Below are 18,818 nucleotides of genomic sequence, written 5' to 3'. Positions count from 1 at the left end.
GGCGCCCCAGCCGTCCTGGGGCCGTTCATCCGCGGCGCACCGCGCTGCAGCAACCGACAGGTCTTCATCCCATGCAGAAGCTTCACGTCCGCGATCGCGCACACACCCTGCGCTTCCTCATTGCCGCTGCGTGCGCCTCCGGCGCGCTGGCCGCCTGCGGCGGCGGCGACGACGACGCAACGCCCTCCACAGCCGCGGGCCAGGAGCGTCCGGCCGGTGCCTTGAGTTCGCTCGGGGCCGACGGCTGGGCCGCCCGGTCGACCACGGGCGGTGCGTTCGAGGTGACGGGCGGCGAGGGCGCCGCTGCCGCGCAGGTCTACGTGGTCGTCAACCGGGCGCAGCTCGTGCGCGCGCTGTACGGGCGCGACGTCACCGACACGCTGGCCCAGGCACCCGACAACACCCGCAAGCTCATCTACGTGAAGGGCCGCATCGACATCAACGTCAACGACAAGCTCGAGCCGATGACGAAGGAGGACTACATGCGCCAGTGCGGGGCCACCGTCACCGCGTACACCACCTTCGCCCAGTTCGATGCCGACTACAAGGCGGCCTACGACCCGAACCTGTGGATCCAGCAGTCGCTGGAAGCCGACGGCCGTCCGCCCGCGTTGCCGCAGAAGGCCGCCGATGGCAGCCTGACCCTCGAGGGCCAGCGCGCGTGCTTCGGGGCGAAGCAGGCACGGCACGTCGTGCTGCGCGTGGGCTCCAACACGTCCCTCATCGGCGTGGGCAGCGATGCCGCGTTGGTTGGCGGCAACCTGCACCTGGGTGAAGCGATCGTGGGCACGGACACGGATGCCGCGGGCAACATGGTCGCCACCGACCTCATCGCGGCGCAGAACATCGTGGTGCGAAACATCCACTTCGCCGATTCGTATGACATGTTCCCTTCCTGGGACCCCAAGGACTCCTTCAGCATCAGCACCTCGGACTTCGGCGTGGGCCTGTGCAACCGCGTGCATGACGCGGCCACCGGCCAGGGGCCGCACCAGTGCCCGAGCCGCAAGGGTGGGCGCTGGAACTCCGAGTACGACCTGATCTCGGTGTTCAATGCCACGAACGTCTGGATCGACGGCAACACCTTCGACGACGGCGATCGCCCGGACAAGCTCGACCCGCCCGTGCCGGGCTGGGCCGCCCCGTTCAACGTGGCCGAGCAGAAGGTGCAGCATCACGACGGCCTGGTGGACGTGACGCTGTTCGGCAACCACGTCACGCTCTCGTACAACCACTTCCGCAACCACGACAAGACCCACCTGCTGGGCGGCACCGACGTGGCGGCCCGCTACAGCGACGGCAACCAGGTGCAGAGCTACGGCCCCGACAAGCTGGCGGTCACCCTGCACCACAACCGCTACGAGAACACCGTGCAGCGTCAACCGCGTGTGCGTTTCGGCAAGGTCCACGTCTACAACAACTACTACACCGGCGCGTTGAAGCCCACGGGCGGCAGCACCGCCGTGGCGCCCGACTACGCCTGGTCCGTGGCCTGGACCATCGGCACGGCCTCGAAGCTCTACGTCGAGAACAACGTGCTGGAAATCGCGCTGAACGGCAGCACGAAGACGGCCGCGCAGCTCACGTTCGGCGACGCGCTGTCCTCGACCGTGTCGAACCAGACGAAGTGCACCGCCGCCGGCTATGCGGCAGCAGACTGCGCCACGTACTTCCACGAGGCCGGCACGCTGTACAACGACGTCGCCCTGGTGGATGGCGCCTTGCTGGCCGCGGCGCAGGCCAAGGGCACGGGCAGCAACGCCGTGGTGAACAAGCTCGACGCCACCTACTGGGTGCCGGGTGCCAGTTACACCTACACCGCCCAGGCCGCGAGCGCGGTGAAGGCCGAGGTGCTGGCGAAGGCGGGGGTGGGGCGGCGTTGAGCTGGTGGCGCCCTGGCAGGCAGGCGGCAACCCTCCGGGTTGCCGCCTGCGCGGGCCCCTTGGGATGCATCGCGACCATTCATCTCCATGAGTTGAGGACGAACCCAGCGTCAAGGCCGGTCGCCTGCGCCGCGCTCGCGCCAGACCCGGTCGATCTCGGTGGCACTCTGCAGCAGGAGGCCATCCAACTTGTAGCGTCCTTCCACCAAGCCTACATCGTCAGCGTCGACGAATTCGAACGGCGCGGGGTTGCCGAGCGAGATCACGGGGCCGGGGTAGGCAGCGCCCGCCATGCCTTCGTCGTCTGAGCAAACGATGGGGCAACCCATCGCCGTCGCCTTGCTTCGGGCCATTTCGATCAGGGCCTGGTCTTCCGGTCCGTACTCGTCGATGCCCGCATTGGCGTACAACTTCTCGATGAACAGCACGGGCTGCCCAGTGTGTTCGTCCACCAGCAGGCGCATCATCCGGCGGGCATGGGTGGTCCCGTCGTCGCCTTGCAAGGCAAGCATGCGGTACTTGCCGTCCAACACATAGCCCATCAACGCCTTGTTGTTGTCAATTTTATCGTTCACCGTCTGGCAGCTGCCGGCGACCTCCGTGCCGCACAGGAGCAGGTCGTCGGCGCGGTCGGTGTCCGTCGCCGTCAGCGCGCCAAGCCTCAGGGGCGACTGCGGCTCAACGACCTCGCGCCAGGTTTGGTAGGCCGCAGGGGCCTGCTCGGCCAGGTGAGCAAGGTGCGGCGAGGCCTCGGGCGCGTAGCGGATTCGCGCGAACTCGGCGGTGGGGTCGGTGGACCAGAGCGCGGCATCGGCGTACCGGTCCAGGGCATCCAGCACCTCGTCCAGGCCTTCGCCGTGGGCACCTCCGTGCAGGGCCGCCGCGAGACCAAGCTTGTAGACGAGCACGGCCTCGGTCTGGCGACTGTCGAACAGCAGGCGGTCCCATGAGGCCTGCGCCGATGTCGACTCCATCGCGGCACCGCGGCCGGGCATGAGCCGGCGAAGCATCGGCTTCATGCGCTGACCCAGATCGGCCCCTGGCGGGACGTCGGACAGGTCGACCAGCGAACGCTCCAGCTCGGCATCCGCCGACATGTCCAGCGACTGCACCAGCACGGCGGTGAGGCGCAGGGTCTGGCGCAGACCGTCGCAGCGCTGCTGGGCGGTATCCTCCTCGGGCACGGCTCGCTCGATCAACTGTCGCACCACAGATGGGGCGAGACGGTGAGTGCTTTCCACGAGCTTCAGCACGTCGCCCAGCGCTGCATGCAAGCGCCGGCTGTCCTTGAGCCTGTCGTGGCGCAGCGCGGTCATCAGGCGTTCCGGCGGCACCTCGCCATCCGCTGCATACAAGGGATAGAGCGCCATGGCAAACCCGCGCATGTGCGGCCGGCTGAATGCCGCGGCAAAGTCAGCGTAGCCCGAGGCGGACCCGTGGGCATGCACATTGCCGATCAACGAATCGGTGAGCTGCCTGCGCAGCGCAGGGGCATGCAGGGTGTTCAGGAAGGTCAGGTCCGATGCCAGGCCGTGCAGGTCCGCGTCGGGCAGGGTGTTCAGGCATGCTGCAAGATCCAGGGTCCAAGCCATGCGGTCACCCTGCAGGCGTGGGTTCGTTTGCGCCTGCGCCTTCTCGAAGATGTCGACAAGCAGCGGATGAGGCTCCAAGGTCTGGAACGCCAGTTGCAGCGCCTCCGGAGTGTCCTGCGGGCCATCACGGTTCACGCCCTCCCACATGGGGGCCCATGACGAGCGCGCAAACTCGAGTACTTCGCCCATCGACTTGAACCGTGTGCCGCGCAGGCCGCTCGCCAGGTGGATGCCCTGCGCGAGCAGGTGGCAGTCGCCGGAAGGTGACAGCTCTATCGAATGCTCCGTGCTCCTGGAACCGCCGTTGCGCATGCCTTCCAGCACCAGCACCTGCTGTCCCAGCGCGACCGCGAGGCGCAGCGATTCGCGGGCGATAAAGAGCGGCGCCACGTCTTCGTCGCTCAATTTGCACCGGCTGGCGAGATCGCGGGCCAGGCGGCAGACCACGGCGTCGTCGTTGCAGCCCAGGCTGTCCAGCATTGGCAACAGGCCGTGCGCGTCGGAACGGCCCGCCATTTGCTGCGCCAGCACCAGCTTCTGGTCGGTGTCGATGGAAGCCGCGGCGAGCGCCTGGCTCAGCCGCCGTACGAGGCGTTGGTGCTCGGGCGCCGGCGGATGGGCCTCCAGCAGCGCCTCGGCCAGCACGCTGAACGCCGGTCGGCCGTGCAACTCGAAGTCACACTTCAGGTCGACCAGTCCGTTGGCGACCGACCCGAAGGTCTTGAGGGCCTCCAACGGTGCGTGGCCATGCCGCTCGACCAGCGGCTGGGCCAGCTGGGCGAAGGCGTCGCGCCCGGTCAGCCGAAACCTTGCCGCCAGCGCCCGGGCATCCGCCAAGGCCATGCCGGGTGTGTGCGCGTCGACGATTGCATGGGCGATGGCGCCGCGTTCCGACAGCGTTAAACCCCCGAGCAGCTCGAGCTCCCCCGCCAGATCCTGCGGCCAGGCACGCGCTGCCGCCACCAGGACTTCGAGTCGTCCTGCACCCAACAGGCGCTGCTCCGTGAGTACGGCCCGCGCCTGCGGCCAAGCACTGCACGCCGCCAGTGCCGCCAGTGCGGCCTCCGGCTGCCGGACCGACGCCGAACGCAGTGCGTCCAGGCTTTGGCGAGTTGGCATGCTCAGCCCGCCAGCCCCGGCTCGCGGGGCGGCCCGCAAGCCGACCGGCCGTTGTGGCCCTGAAGGCCGTGCCGTCGTCGAAGTCTGATCGTTTGCGGCCTGTTCGGCAGCCGGATCGGAGGGTTGGCGTCGGATGCGCGAATCGGGAAGGGTCCAGTCCATCCGCCGACGATAGCGTCCGGTGCATCCCCGGCTGCGTGTTGTTGGCGAAGTCTCGGCTCGTGGCGCGAACGTTCGCGGTCAATGAACCGCGTCCTTGCAGGCGCTTCGGCCTGCAGTTCCACCGCGATACGCCGCGGCAGCAGGGTGTCGCAGTCAGGCGGCCGGCGCCTCGGCGAGCGGCAGCGACACGATGGCGTCGAGTCCGGCCGTCCGGCCGGACTCGATCCGGTTGTCGAGCTCGATGCGGCCGCCCATGTGCTCGCAGACCTCGCGGCAGATCGTGAGCCCGAGGCCGCTGCCGGTGGTGGGGTGGCCGGTGTGGAAGGGCTCGAACAGGTGCTCGCGCAGGGATTCGGCAATGCCGGGGCCGCTGTCCCGCAGCACCAGGCGCGCGGTGCCGGGCATGGTCTGGACCGACAGGCTCAACGGGCACCCGGCCGGAGTTTCACGCACCGCGTTGTGCAGCAGGTTGCGCACCATCTCGCGGAGCATCCAGGCGTGGCCCCGCACCCACACGGGTTCCTCGGCGTGCAGCTCGAAATCGAGGTTCTTGTCGGCGATCAGCGGTGACATGTCGAGCGCCACCTCGCGTGCGACCTCGCTGAGGTTCAACGGCACCGGGTCATCCTGGCCGTGCACCTGCTCCACCTTGGCCATGGCGAGCATCTGGTTGGCGAGCCGGATGGCGCGATCGACCGTGCCGTGGATCTGGACCAGCGTCTCGTGCGCGTCCGCATGGCCGGACAGCCCGTTCTGCGCCTGGGTCTTGAGCACGGCCAGCGGGGTGCGCAACTGGTGCGAGGCGTCGCGCACGAATTGCTTCTGGAGACGGATCATGCGCGTGATGCGCTGGAGCAGGTCGTTGGTGGCGGCCACCACCGGCTGCAACTCGCCCGGCAGGCCCTCGGTGCGCACCGGCGACAGGTCGCGTTCGCCACGCGAGAGCACTTCGTCGCGGAGCTTGTTCACCGGCCGGAGCGCGCGCGAGACCACGATCCACGTCACCGTCATCACGACAACGATCAACAGCGCCTCCCGCCACAGCGTGTCGATGAGCAGGCCGCGCGCCAGCCGTTCGCGCACCTCCAGCGTCTCGGCCACCTGGATCAGCGCCACGCCGCGCTGGTGGCCGCTGGCCATGGGCTGGTACAGCGCCGCCACGCGCACGCGCCGGCCCTGGTAGTCGATCTCATAGAAGTCGACCAAGGCGGGGTACACGCTGCGCTTCGGCGCCGGCCCGGTGTAGAGCGGCAGGTCGGCATGGCCGGACAGGAACTCGCCGCCGAAGCCCGAGATGCGGTAGTACATCCGCCCCTCGTTGCTGGCATCGAAGATCTCGGTGGCCGCGAAGGGGATCTCCACCTTCAGGCCGTTGTCGTCGAGTTGAAGCAGTTCCCCGATGTACCGGGCCGAGGCCAGCAGCGAGCGGTCGTAGGCGGTGTTGATGGCCCCGAGCGCGCGCTGGTAGCTGCCCGCGGCGTCGATGCAGACGAGCAGGGTGGTGGGCACCACGATGCCGGCCAGCAGGTAGCGGCGCAGCGAATGCTGCCGGGCGGGTTTCACGCCACGGGCTTCGTGTCGTCGCGCAGCAGGTAGCCCAGGCCGCGCAGCGTGATGAGCGACACCTCGGCACCAGCGAGCTTCTTGCGCAACCGGTAGGCCACCACCTCGATGGCCTCGAACTGGATGTCGCTTTCCATCGGGAAGACCACGCGGAACAGCTTCTCCTTGGCCACGGCATGGCCCGGCCGGGCGATCAGCGCCTTGAGGAACGCCTGCTCGCGCGGCGTGACCTCCAGCGGCGTGCCGCGGAGGTAGAACGCACCGGACTCCATCTCCATCACCAGCGGGCCGCAGGCCAACACGGTGTCTTTCTTGGCATGGCGGCGGAGCAGCACGCGGATGCGGGCCTCCAGTTCGTCCAGGTCGAAGGGCTTGGCAAGGTAATCTTCCGCCCCCGCGTTCAGGCCCACCACACGGTCGCCGACCGACCCGCGCGCGGTGAGCACGAGGATGGGCACGGTGATGCCTTCGGACTGCACCTTGTGCAGCACCAGCAGCCCGTCCATGCCGGGCAGGGTCAGGTCGAGCAGGGCGGCATCGGGCGGATCGTGGCGCAGGCGGTGCAAGGCTTCGCCGCCGTCCGCGACGTGCGCGACCTCGAAACCGCGGCGCTCCAGCGCGAGTTGCAGCGCCTGGGCCATCGCGGCGTCGTCTTCGACGAGGAGCAGTTTCATGGTTGGCAGTGTGCCCCGCTGATCGGGGCCGGGCCACCGGGGTTGGCCCCGGGGCCGGCTGGGGGACAGCTTGATGACAGGCTGCGGACCCTCGAATGATAGCCAATCGACAGGTTCAGGCGATCCCTCAGGGTCGCCCCGGAGGGGGCCGCGGGAAGCACGCTGGCAGCATGATGGCTCAGGTTCCCATCCCGGAGATTCACCATGCGTCGATTCGTGCTCAAGGCCCTTGCGGCCACCCTTGTTTTCACGCTCGCCCAGCCCGCGTTCGCGGCCGAGAACGTCAAGATCATGATCGGCGCCAATCCGGGCGGCGGCTACGACCAGGTGGGCCGCGGCCTCGGCAAGGCCATGCAGGAGGCCGGTGTGGCCGGTAGTGTCACGTACGAGAACAAGGGCGGCGCCGGCGGCACCATCGGCCTGGCCCAGTTCGCCAATTCGAGCAAGGGTGACCCCAACGCGATGATCGTCGTCGGCGCCATCATGGTGGGCGCCATCGTGCAGAACAACCCGCCCATCAAGCTGTCGGACGCCACGCCCATCGCCCGGCTGATGGCCGAGTACAACGTGTTCGTCGTGCCGGCCAATTCGCCCATCAAGTCCATGAAGGACGCGGTCGAACAGATGAAGAAAGACCCGGCGAGCGTCAAGTGGGGCGGCGGCTCGAAGGGGTCCGTCGACCACCTGAGCGTGGCGATGATCGCGCGCGATGCCGGCGTGGACGTGGCCAAGGTCAACTACGTGCCCTTCAAGGGCGGCGGCGAAGCCACTGCGGCCGTGCTCGGCGGCCACGTGACGGTGGGCACCAGCGGATGGGCCGAACTGCAGGAGTTCGTGACCTCCGGCAAGCTGCGGGCCATCGGCGTCACCGCGCCGGCACGGGTCAAGGACATCAACGTGGCCACGCTGAAGGAGCAGGGCATCAACGTGGAGATCGCCAACTGGCGCGGGGTCTACGGCGCGCCCGGCATCACCCCTGACCAGCGCAAGGCGCTGGCCGACAGCGTGCTGAAGGCCACCAAGTCCAAGTCGTGGAACGAGACGCTGGCCAAGAACAGCTGGACGACACTGCCGCTCGCCGGCGCCGAGTTCGACCAGTACGTCGACCAGGAACACGCGCGACTGCGCGCGCTGATGTCCAAGCTGGGCATGCTCTGAGTCACGGGCCATGGTGAATCGGAATTTCGTGGCGCTGGGGGCAGGCCTGCTGCTCCTGGCCGCGCTGATGGCGGCGGGTGCCTTGCAGATCAAGGGCGACGCGGGATATGCGGGTGCCGGACCGGCCTTCCTGCCGTGGGTGGTGGCCGGTGCGATGGCCACCCTGGGGCTGTGTTTCGTGATCGGCGCATGGCGGTCCTCGACCGAATGGGTGGGTGCGCCTGATTTTCCACCACGCTGGCGTGCGGTGGCGTGGATCGGTGCGGGCCTGGTGCTCAATGCGATGCTGATCGAGCACCTGGGCTTCATCCCGTCCTGCGCCGTGCTGTTCGCGTTCGCGGCGCGGGGTTTCCGGATCGGCGAGGACAAGAAGCCGACCCCGAAGATGTTCCTGCAGGACGTGCTCATCGGTGCCGCGATCAGCGCGCCCGTGTTCTGGTTGTTCACCAAGCTGCTCGGCGTGACGCTGCCGGCCCTGGTGCGCGGCGGTTGGATCTGAAGGTTCGCCATGGACGTCTGGACTTCCCTCCTCAATGGCTTTGCCGTCGCGGCCACGCCCATCAACCTGATGTGGGCCTTCGTGGGCTGCCTCGTGGGCACCGCCGTGGGCGTGCTGCCCGGCATCGGGCCCGCGCTGGCCGTGGCCATGCTGCTGCCGTTGACCACGCAGGTCGAGCCCACCGCCTCGATGATCATGTTCGCCGGCATCTACTACGGCGCCATGTACGGTGGTTCCACCACCTCGATCCTGCTGAACACACCGGGTGAAACCGCCTCGATGGTGACGGCCATGGAGGGCAACCTCATGGCCAAGAACGGCCGGGCCGGCGCGGCGCTGGCCACGGCGGCCATCGGTTCGTTCTTTGCGGGCACGGTGGCCACCGTGCTGCTGACCGTCTTCGCGCCCCGTCTCGCCGAGGTGGCGCTGCACTTCGGCCCGCCCGAGAACTTCGCGCTGATGGTGCTGGCCTTCGTCACGGTGTCCGCCGTGCTGGGCGCCAGCGTGCTGCGTGGCATGTGCTCGCTGGCCGTGGGCCTGGCCATCGGGCTGGTCGGCATCGACGAGATCTCCGGCGCCGCGCGGTACACGCTCGGGATTCCCGAGTTGGTCGACCGCATCGAGGTCACGCTGATGGCGGTGGGCCTGTTCGCGGTGGGCGAGGCCCTGTACTACGGGCTCTACGAAGGCCGCATCGTCGAGACGCGGAACAAGATGACGTCGCTCTACATGACACGCGACGACTGGAAGCGGTCCTGGCCGGCGTGGCTGCGGGGCACCTTCCTCGGGTTCCCGTTCGGCACGATGCCGGCAGGGGGCTCGGAGATCCCGACGTTCCTGTCCTATGCGACCGAGAAGAAGCTCTCGAAGCACCGCGGCGAGTTCGGCACCGTGGGCGCGATCGAGGGGGTGGCGGGGCCCGAAGCGGCGAACAATGCCACTGCCGCCGGCGTGCTGGTGCCGTTGCTGACGCTGGGCATCCCCACGTCCACCACCGCGGCGGTGCTGCTGTCGGCCTTCCAGAACTACGGCATCACCACCGGGCCGCAGCTGTTCACCACGTCCAGCGCGCTGGTGTGGGCGCTGATCGCGTCGCTCTACATCGGCAACGTGATGCTCCTCGTGCTCAACCTGCCGCTGGTCGGCCTGTGGGTCAAGCTGCTGAAGATCCCGCGCCATTGGCTGTACGCCGGCATCCTCGTCTTCGCGACGGTGGGTGTCTACGGCATGCGGCAGTCGGCCTTCGACCTCTACCTGCTGTTCGGCATCGGACTGATGGGTGTGTTGATGCGGCGCCTCGACCTTCCGACCGCGCCGGTGATCGTCGGCATGATCCTCGGGCCCATGGCCGAGGCGCACTTCCGCAACGCGATGTCGATCGGGGAGGGCAAGCTCAGCGTGTTCGTGGAACGCCCGCTGTCCCTCACCGTGCTGGTGATCTGCGTGGCGGTGGTCGTGCTGCCGGTCATCCTCAAGCGGCTCCGGCGTACCCGCGAGACGCTGGCGGTGGCCTGAGAGATTGGGAGGGGAACGGCGTTCCCCTCCGTTCTCCGTGGCGGCGCCTTGGGGCTGGAGAAGATGTAGCGACGCCTATCGCGGGTAGTAACATCTACTTCATGAAGTGGATGCCACTGAACACCCCATCCCGAGGCTCGCCAGCGCATGGTTGATTCGCACCCCGAAAGCGAAGTTCCGCTGGTTCAAGACACATCGGCGGTGTCCAACCGATCGAAGCCGCAAGTCATGAACACGCCCCCGCCGATCAGCTTCTGGGAGGCGGTGGGCTTCTGGTTGAAGTTGGGGTTCATCAGCTTCGGCGGGCCCGCCGGTCAAATCGCCATCATGCACACCGAACTGGTGGAGCGCCGGCGTTGGATCAGCGAGAAGCGCTTCCTGCACGCGCTGAACTACTGCATGTTGCTGCCGGGGCCGGAGGCTCAACAGCTCGCCACCTACATCGGTTGGCTGATGCACCGCAGCCGGGGTGGCATCGTGGCAGGTGCCCTGTTCGTGCTTCCCTCGCTGTTCATCCTGGTGGCGCTCTCCTGGATCTACATCGCCTACGGGCACGTGGCTGTCGTGGCCGGCGTCTTCCATGGCATCAAGCCAGCGGTGACGGCCCTCGTGGTGCACGCCGCCCATCGCATCGGCACGCGGGCGCTCAAGAACGGTTGGCTCTGGGGCATTGCCGCGGCGGCCTTTGTGGCGATCTTCGCGCTGGATGTCCCGTTCCCCTTGATCGTGCTGATCGCTGCCGTGGTGGGCCATGTCGGTGGCCGCGTGGCCCCGGCCGTCTTCGTGGTCGGTGGCGGGCACGGCGGCGCCAGGCAGGGTTACGGTCCGGCGATCATCGATGACGATACGCCGACGCCCGCACATGCCTTGTTCACCCGCAGCGGCCTGGCGCGGGTACTGCTCGCGGGCATCGGCCTGTGGCTGGCGGCGATGGCGTTCCTGGTCACGCAGTGGGGCATCGATGGCACGTTGACGCAGATGGGGTGGTTCTTCACCAAGGCGGCGATGCTGACCTTCGGGGGCGCCTACGCGGTGCTCCCCTATGTGTACCAAGGGGCAGTCGAGCACCACCAGTGGCTCAGCGGTGCCCAGATGATCGACGGCCTGGCGCTTGGCGAAACCACTCCCGGCCCGCTGATCATGGTGGTGGCGTTCGTCGGCTTCGTGGGGGGCTGGCTCAAGCAGGTGTTCGGCCCTGATGCCCTGTTCGTCGGCGCCGCGTCCGCGGCCTGCGTCGTCACCTTCTTCACCTTCCTGCCGTCCTTCGTTTTCATTCTCGCGGGGGGGCCGCTGGTCGAGTCCACGCATGGCAACCTGAAGTTCACGGCGCCCCTGACCGCCATCACGGCAGCGGTCGTCGGTGTGATCCTCAACCTTGCGCTGTTCTTTGCCTATCACGTGCTTTGGCCGCACGGGTTCGCCGGCCGATTCGATGCCGTGTCCGCGCTGATCGCCATTGGCGCGGGCATTGCGTTGTTTCGATTCAAGGTCGGTGTCATCCCCTTGCTCGGCGCCTGTGCAACCATCGGCTTGTTGATGGGGCAGTTCGGTTGGATTGCGCGCTGAGTTCAAAGGCAGGTTCGACGCCTTCCCGCGCCGCAGCGAAAGGCATTGATCGTGCCTGTCCGCGTTCCAGGGCGAAGCCTCAAGCCGACTCGCGCACCAGCAACGTGTGGGGCAGCGTGCGTGACACCGGCTCGCCGCCGGCCAGCCGCTCCAGCAGCATCTCGGTGGCGGCCGCGCCCAGCTCGCGCATCGGCTGGCCGATCGTCGTGAGGCCGGGCTCGAACACTTCGGACAACGGGATGTTGTCGAAGCCCATCACGGCGATGTCCTGCGGCACGCGCCGCCCGGCGCGGCTGAACGCCTTGATGGCGCCGATGGCCAGCGTGTCCGACACCGCGAATACCGCGGTGGGCGGCTCCTGCAGCGAGAGGAGGGCGCCGGCCTCTTGCGCGCCCATCGCGAAGTCGGTGCCTGGCGCGATGCGCACGAGCGCCGGGTCGACCGCGAGGCCCGCGCGCTCGAGTGCCAGCGCATAACCCTCGTGGCGCTGGCGGGCCCAGCGGAAGCTTTCGTCCGCAGCAATCAGCGCAATGCGCCGGTGCCCGCGGTTCAACAGGTATTGCACCGCATCGATCGCCGCCTGGCGGTGGTCGATGCTGACGTAGGGCACCTGCGCATCGGGCACGAACTCGGAGCACGCGACCCACGGCAGCCGCCGCAATTCCTGCAGCACCGGTTCGCTCTCGCCCAACGGGGCGAGGCTGATCACGCCGTCGGCGAGCCGGTCGTACAGCGCGTCGAGGCCCGTGGTGTGTGGCGCCGCCTCGCCCGAGGTGTCGGCCAGCACGATCTTGTACCCACGCTGGCGTGCCACCGACTCCACCCCCTGCACGATCTGCGCATAGAAGGGGTTGGCCACGTCGGGCACCAGCACGAACAGCAGGTTGCTGCGCGCCCGCGCCAGGTTGCGGCCGAATGCGTTGGCCCGGAACCCCAGGGCGGCCACGGCCGCCTCGACACGCTGGCGCGTGTCGTCGCCGACCGGTTTGCTGTTGTTCAGCACCCGTGACACGGTGGCGATCGACACCCCGGCCCGCTCGGCAACGGCGTTGATCGACGGAAGCTTCTTCATGGCAGTGCCTGGTGTGTATGGGAAAACATTTTCCCGCAGATTATCACCTGTCCGTCACGCCATGTCGTAGGAGAGGAGGGCGCAGGAGGCATGGATGGCGGCTGGTGTTTACCCGGATTCGGCGCATTTGGGAAAGCGCTTACCCTTCGCCTTGTTCGATCCCACGAGGTGATTCCGGCCGGTTCACGGAACACCCCGACTTCCATCCGAACCGAGGAACGAAGACCATGCAGCGCCGCCATTTCTCACTCGTCTCCGTGCTCGCCGTCGTTGCCGGCCTGCACGTCCCGCAGGCCGCCTTCGCGCAGGACGTGACCATCGGCATGTCGTTCCCGTCCGCCACGCACGGCTGGATGGGGGCGGTCATCAAGAACGCCCAGGACCAGGCCAAGGCCAGCGGCATCCGCCACGTGATGACGACCGCGTCTGACCCGAACAAGCAGACCAACGACATCGAGGACCTGATCGCCAAGAACGTGGGGGCCGTGGTGATGCTCCCCATCGAGACCGATGCGATGACCCGCGCGGCCGCGAAGCTGAAGGCGGCCAGGATCCCGCTGATCATCGTGGACCGCGAGGTCAAGACGGACGACTACGCGGCGCTGATCAAGGGCGACAACGTGGGCATCGGCACCAACGCCGCGGCCTACATCGGCCAGGCGCTCGGTGGCAGCGGCAGCGTGGTCGAGATCATCGGGGTGCCTGCCAGCGTCACCACGCAGCGCTCGCAGGGGTTTCGCGACGCCGTGGCGAAGTCGTACCCGGGCCTGAAGGTCATCGCCAGCCAGGCGGGCGACTTCCAGCGCGAGAAGTCGCTGAACGTGATGCAGAACCTGCTGCAACAGCACCCGAAGATCGACGCGGTGTACACGCACGACGACGAGATGGCGCTCGGCGTGCTGCAGGCCATCCGCGAGGCCCGGCGCACCGACATCAAGGTGGTGACCGGCGCCGGTGGCAGCAAGGCCGTCTACAAGCTCATCGCCGACAAGGACCCGCTGATGAAGGCCACCTTCATCTACTCGCCGCTGATGGTCAAGGACGCCGTCAAGGTGGCGGTGGACGTGGCGCGTGGCAAGGCGCCGGCGAGCAAGGTGATCACCATCCCGGCGTCGGGCGTGACCGCGGACAACGTGGCCACGCTGTACGACACCAAGGCGAACTACTGACCGTGCAGGCAACCGCTTTCCCAACGGCTCTTGCGATGACCACGCCGCCCACCCCTCGCCTGGACATGCGCGGCATCGCCGTCGCGTACGGGCCGGTCCAGGTGCTGCATGGCGTGGACCTGCAGCTCGCGCCCGCGGAGATCCACGCGCTGCTGGGTGAAAACGGCGCCGGCAAGTCGTCGCTGATGAACGTGCTGGGCGGGGTGGTCGCCCCCGTGCGCGGCACGGTCACCATCGACGGCCCGACGGCCGACCTGCGCACCCCGCGCAGCGCGCAGCGGGCCGGGGTGGCGTTCATCCACCAGGAACTCAACCTCATCAACGACCTCAACGTCTGGGAGAACCTGTTCCTCGGCCGCGAACTGCGCGCGGCGGGCTTCCGCCAGGCCGGCCCCATGCGGCGGCGGGCGGCCGACGTGCTGCAGCGGCTCGGCGTCGAGCTGCACCCCGACACCGTGGTGGGCTCGCTCGACGCGGCACACAAGCAGTTCGTCGAGATTGCCCGTGCCTTGCTGTTCGACGCGCGGGTCGTGATCATGGACGAGCCCACCACCGCGCTCGCCGAACACGAAGTGGAACAGCTGTTCGCCTGCATGCGGCAACTCCGCGAACACGGCGTCGCGATGATCTACATCTCGCACAAGCTGCGCGAGGTGATGCGCGTGTGCGACCGCTACACCGTGTTGCGCGACGGCCGGGTGGTGGCCTCTGGCGAGGTGTCGCACACCGACGAGCACCGGCTGGCCGACGCCATGGTGGGCGCGGCCCTGGCATCGCGCACGGCACCCACGCTGCAGACCGTGGGCGGGCCGTTGCTGACCGTGGAAGGGTTGCGTGCCCCCGGGGTGAACGGCGTGGGTTTCAAGGTCTACGCCGGCGAGGTCGTGGGCCTGACCGGCCTGGCCGGCGACGGCCGCGCCGAACTGATCGACACGCTGTGTGGCAACGTGGCTCCCGCCGCCGGCAGCATCGCCATCGCCGGACACACCCGCGCGCCGCGTTCACCGCGCGCGGCGCTGCGCCAGGGCCTCGGGCTCGTGCCGCGCAACCGCAAGGAAAACAGCATCCTGAAGGACCTGTCGATCCAGCAGAACCAGTCGATCAGCGCGCTGTCGGCAGTGGCCCGCTGGGGCGTGATCGGCGCCCGGGCCGAGCGGACGAGGGCCCAGGCCGCGCGCGAGCAGCTGCGCATCAAGCTGCACCACCTGGACGACCCGATCACCAGCCTGTCGGGCGGCAACCAGCAGAAGGTCATCCTCGCCAAGTGGCTGGCCACAGGCGCGCCGGTGCTGGTGCTCGACAACCCCACGCAAGGCATCGACGTGGGTGCCAAGGCCGAGATCTACCCGCTCATCCGCGACCTGGCCGGGCAGGGCAAGGCCGTGGTCGTGTCGAGCGCCGAGATCGCCGAGTTGCAGCAGGTGTGCGACCGCGTGCTGGTGTTCTACCGCGGGCGCATCGTCGCCGAACTCACCAACGCCCAGGTCGAAGAAGACACCGTGATCCGCTGCGCCACCGGCGTGGGCACCGGATCGATTCCACCCCCTTGTTGAACAGCCATCATGAACGCTCCCGTTGCCACCCTCCCACCGTCGGCGCCCGCGTGGCGCACCCACGGCACCCGTCTCTGGTCGGACTACAGTGCCGCCGCCGCCCTCGTGGCGGTGGTGCTGTTCGCGGCCTTCACGAGCCCGCAGTTCGCCACCCCCCAGAACCTGCTGAACATCGTGCGGCAGGTGAGTGTCATCGGCATCGTGGCGCTGGGGATGACACTCGTGATCATCGTCGGCGGCATCGACCTGTCGGTGGGCGCGGTGCTCGCGCTGTCCGGGGGCGCGGCGCTCTGGACCCTCGGCCTGACCGAGCAACCCTGGCTCGGCGTGGCCGCCGGGCTCGCCACCGGCCTGCTGGCCGGCGCGGTGAACGGGCTGCTCATCACGTGGGGCAGGCTACCCCCGTTCATCGCGACCCTGGGCATGCTCGCCGCTGCCCGGTCGCTGATCCTGTACATCGCCGACGGCGGCAGCGTGTCGAATGCGAACGAGGCCTACGGCAACATCGCCAACTCGCAGTGGCTGGGGCTGGCCACGCCGATCTGGCTGTTCGGCCTCGCCGCGATCACGCTGCACCTGGTGATGGCCCATTCGGTGTTCGGCCGCTACGTCTACGCGGTGGGCAGCAATGAGCGGGCCTCGCGCCTGTCGGCGTTGCCGGTCGCCGGCGTCAAGTTCGCGGTCTACACGCTGTGCGGTGGCCTCGCTGCGCTGGGCGCGGTGCTCGAATCGTCGCGGCTCAATTCGATCTCGTCGGCCAACTCGGGCCTTGCCTACGAGCTGGACGCCATCGCCGCCGTGATCATCGGCGGCACGCGCATGTCCGGCGGCCGCGGGAAGGTCATCGGTACCGTGATCGGGGTGCTCATCCTCGGCATCCTCAACAACGCACTGAACCTGATGAACGTGTCGCCCTACCTGCAAGGCATGGTCAAGGGCCTGATCATCGTGCTTGCCGTGCTGGTACAGAAAAAGGACTGACACGTGAACGCCACCACGCTGAAGGGCCCCGGCCTCTTCCTCGCCCAGTTCATCGGCACGGCGCCCCCGTTCGACACCCTCGACGGCCTGGCCGGCTGGGCCGCGGGCCTCGGTTACCGCGCGCTGCAGATCCCGACGAGCACGCCGCACATCTTCGACCTCGCCCTCGCGGCGACAAGCCAGGCGTACTGCGACGACGTGCAGGGCCGGCTCGCGGCACACGGCCTCGTCGTCAGCGAGCTGTCGACGCACCTGCAGGGCCAGTTGCTGGCCGTGCATCCCGCATACGACACGCTGTTCGACGGTTTTGCCGATCCGGCGGTGCGTGGCCGCCCGGCCGACCGCACCGCCTGGGCCGAGGCGCAGCTGCGGCTCGCCGCCCGTGCGTCCCGCCGGCTCGGGCTGACGTCGCACGTGACGTTCTCTGGCGCCCTCGCATGGCCCTATCTGTACCCGTGGCCTGCGCGGCCCGCGGGCCTCGTGGAAACAGCCTTCGCCGAACTGGCCCGCCGCTGGCGGCCCGTGCTGGACGCGTTCGCCGAGGCCGGCACGGATGTCTGCTACGAGTTGCACCCGGGCGAGGACCTCTTCGACGGCACCACGTTCGAGCGCTTCCTCGACGCGGTGGACCAGCACCCGCGCGCCCGCATCCTCTACGACCCGAGCCACATGCTGCTGCAGCAGATGGACTACCTCGGCTTCATCGACGTGTACCACGACCGCATCGGCGCATTCCACGTGAAGGACGCCGAGTTCCGCCCGAGCGCACGACAGGGGGTGTACGGTGGCTATGCGCCATGGCTCGACCGGGCAGGGCGCTTCCGTTCCCTCGGCGATGGCCAGATCGACTTCACCGCGATCTTCAGCAAGTTCGCCCAACACGGCATCGGAGGCTGGGCCGTGCTCGAATGGGAGTGCTGCCTGAAACACCCCGAGGATGGGGCGCGCGAGGGCGCGGCTTTCATCCGCGACCACCTGATCCGCCGCACCGAGCGGGCGTTCGACGACTTCGCCGGCGCGCAGGCCGATGTCGCGCAGCTGCGCCAACTGATGGGGCTTTCCACATGAGCGGCATCCTCGGCACACCGCGGCGCCTGCGGCTCGGCATGGTGGGTGGTGGCGCGGGTGCGTTCATCGGCAACGTGCACCGCATCGCGGCCCGGCTCGACGACGAATGGGAACTGGTGGCCGGCGCGTTGTCGGCGGACGCCGAACGCGCCCGGTCGAGCGCCGCGCTGCTGCGGCTCGACGCGGACCGCAGCTACACCGACTATGCCGAGATGGCGCGGCGCGAGGCCGGGCGCACCGACGGCATCGACGCGGTGGCGATCGTGACCCCCAACCACCTGCACGCCCCGGTGGCGATGGCCTTCCTCGACGCCGGCATCGACGTCATCTGCGACAAGCCCCTCGCGCTGACCCTGGCCGAGGGGCGATCCCTCGCGGCCGCGGCGCGCGCGAACGGGCGCTTCTTCGCCGTCACGTACAACTACAGCGGCTACCCGATGGTGCGGCGTGCACGCGCGCTGGTGCGGGCAGGGCGGCTCGGTGCGCTGCGGGCCATCCAGGTCGAGTACGCGCAGGACTGGTTGAGCGCTCCCATCGAGACCACCGGCCAGAAGCAGGCCGCCTGGCGCACCGACCCGGCGTTGGCCGGCAACGCCGGCTGCCTGGGCGACATCGGCACCCACGCGTACCACCTGGCCTGTTTCGTCACCGGGCTCACCGCCCGCGCCGTGTGTGCCGAGCTGAGCACGCTCGTGCCCGGCCGGCAGATCGACGACCATGTCCAGGCCATGCTCCGGTTCGACCACGGGGTGCGGGGCACGCTGTGGGCCAGCCAGGTGGCCAGTGGCGCGGCCAACGGCCTGCGGCTGCGGGTCCACGGCGACCGGGCGAGCCTCGAGTTCGACCAGCAACGCCCCGACGAACTGCTGTTGCGCGACCAGGGCGGTGATGAAACCCGGCTGCGGCGCGGCCGCACACCCGCGGGTGTCACCGAACACCTGCGCTTGCCGGGCGGGCATCCGGAAGGATTCATCGAGGCCTTCGCCCAGCTGTACCGCGACGCGGCGCTGGTGATCCGCGCCCGGCACGCGGGCCAGGCGGTGCCGGCCGAAGCGGCCGACCTGAGCATGGTGGCCGATGGGGTGCAGGGCCTCGCCTTCGTCGCGGCGGTGTTGCGCAGTGCGGCGGAAGGCGGGGGCTGGACCGAGGTCGAGGGTGCGTGATCCAGGGCACTGAGGAAGCCCGCCCGGCCAGGGAACGGCGCCGAGGATCACGCATAGAATCGCACCGGGTGTCTTGCTGCG

14 protein-coding genes are annotated in these 18,818 nt (G+C 68.7%); 10 read left to right on the top strand and 4 right to left on the bottom strand.

Annotated elements, in window-relative coordinates:
- Positions 1-71: 71 nt before the first annotated feature.
- Complete coding sequence (locus ASC87_RS27845) at positions 72-1,883, top strand: hypothetical protein (RefSeq protein ID WP_056670857.1); 1,812 nt, start codon at positions 72-74, stop codon at positions 1,881-1,883.
- 110 nt (positions 1,884-1,993) lie between these two features.
- On the opposite strand, the gene ASC87_RS27840 is transcribed toward ASC87_RS27845, so the two are convergent.
- From ASC87_RS27840 to ASC87_RS27830, 3 genes are all read right to left on the bottom strand, one after another.
- Entirely contained in the window at positions 1,994-4,594 is a 2,601-nt protein-coding gene (locus tag ASC87_RS27840; RefSeq protein WP_157604419.1) for a hypothetical protein, read from the bottom strand.
- Positions 4,595-4,909: 315 nt separating this feature from the next.
- Entirely contained in the window at positions 4,910-6,319 is a 1,410-nt protein-coding gene (locus ASC87_RS27835) for a sensor histidine kinase (protein WP_056670851.1), read from the bottom strand.
- Positions 6,316-6,993 carry a response regulator gene (locus ASC87_RS27830; RefSeq protein ID WP_056670849.1) on the bottom strand — a complete coding sequence of 226 codons (678 nt, stop codon included), beginning with the start codon at positions 6,991-6,993 and terminating at the stop codon, positions 6,316-6,318. Before ASC87_RS27830 ends, ASC87_RS27835 begins: the two co-directional genes overlap by 4 nt.
- A 204-nt stretch (positions 6,994-7,197) precedes the next feature.
- On the opposite strand from ASC87_RS27830, the gene ASC87_RS27825 reads away from it, so the two are divergent.
- The 4 genes from ASC87_RS27825 to chrA all read left to right on the top strand — a co-directional run bounded on the left by ASC87_RS27825 (position 7,198) and on the right by chrA (position 11,731).
- The gene (locus tag ASC87_RS27825) at positions 7,198-8,151 is read left to right on the top strand and encodes a tripartite tricarboxylate transporter substrate binding protein (RefSeq protein ID WP_056670845.1); all 954 of its coding nucleotides are present in this window, start codon (positions 7,198-7,200) and stop codon (positions 8,149-8,151) included.
- Positions 8,152-8,161: 10 nt separating this feature from the next.
- Positions 8,162-8,650, top strand: coding sequence for a tripartite tricarboxylate transporter TctB family protein (locus tag ASC87_RS27820; RefSeq protein ID WP_056670842.1), 489 nt, complete (start codon positions 8,162-8,164; stop codon positions 8,648-8,650).
- Between the two features lie 9 nt (positions 8,651-8,659).
- Positions 8,660-10,165, top strand: coding sequence for a tripartite tricarboxylate transporter permease (locus ASC87_RS27815; protein ID WP_056670839.1), 1,506 nt, complete (start codon positions 8,660-8,662; stop codon positions 10,163-10,165).
- Positions 10,166-10,393: 228 nt separating this feature from the next.
- Positions 10,394-11,731, top strand: coding sequence for a chromate efflux transporter (chrA, locus tag ASC87_RS27810; protein WP_056671164.1), 1,338 nt, complete (start codon positions 10,394-10,396; stop codon positions 11,729-11,731).
- A gap of 79 nt (positions 11,732-11,810) precedes the next feature.
- On the opposite strand, the gene ASC87_RS27805 is transcribed toward chrA, so the two are convergent.
- Positions 11,811-12,803, bottom strand: coding sequence for a LacI family DNA-binding transcriptional regulator (locus ASC87_RS27805; RefSeq protein WP_056670836.1), 993 nt, complete (start codon positions 12,801-12,803; stop codon positions 11,811-11,813).
- 227 nt (positions 12,804-13,030) lie between these two features.
- Between ASC87_RS27805 and ASC87_RS27800 the strand changes: the two genes are divergently transcribed.
- The 5 genes from ASC87_RS27800 to ASC87_RS27780 are packed head-to-tail and all read left to right on the top strand — an operon-like array spanning position 13,031 to position 18,737.
- Positions 13,031-13,972 carry a substrate-binding domain-containing protein gene (locus tag ASC87_RS27800; protein ID WP_056670833.1) on the top strand — a complete coding sequence of 314 codons (942 nt, stop codon included), beginning with the start codon at positions 13,031-13,033 and terminating at the stop codon, positions 13,970-13,972.
- Positions 13,973-14,007: 35 nt separating this feature from the next.
- Entirely contained in the window at positions 14,008-15,525 is a 1,518-nt protein-coding gene (locus ASC87_RS27795) for a sugar ABC transporter ATP-binding protein (RefSeq protein WP_056670830.1), read from the top strand.
- A gap of 9 nt (positions 15,526-15,534) precedes the next feature.
- Complete coding sequence (locus tag ASC87_RS27790; protein WP_056670827.1) at positions 15,535-16,506, top strand: ABC transporter permease; 972 nt, start codon at positions 15,535-15,537, stop codon at positions 16,504-16,506.
- Between the two features lie 3 nt (positions 16,507-16,509).
- Positions 16,510-17,574 (top strand): sugar phosphate isomerase/epimerase, encoded by a 1,065-nt coding sequence (locus tag ASC87_RS27785; protein WP_056670824.1) that lies wholly within the window; start codon positions 16,510-16,512, stop codon positions 17,572-17,574.
- Entirely contained in the window at positions 17,571-18,737 is a 1,167-nt protein-coding gene (locus ASC87_RS27780; protein WP_056670820.1) for a Gfo/Idh/MocA family protein, read from the top strand. Before ASC87_RS27785 ends, ASC87_RS27780 begins: the two co-directional genes overlap by 4 nt.
- Positions 18,738-18,818: the final 81 nt, after the last annotated feature.

The organism is Rhizobacter sp. Root1221 (assembly GCF_001425785.1).
Lineage (GTDB): Bacteria > Pseudomonadota > Gammaproteobacteria > Burkholderiales > Burkholderiaceae_C > Rhizobacter.
The sequence above is the reverse complement of the archived record's forward strand: the minus strand, read 5'-3'. Positions and strand labels throughout refer to the sequence as shown.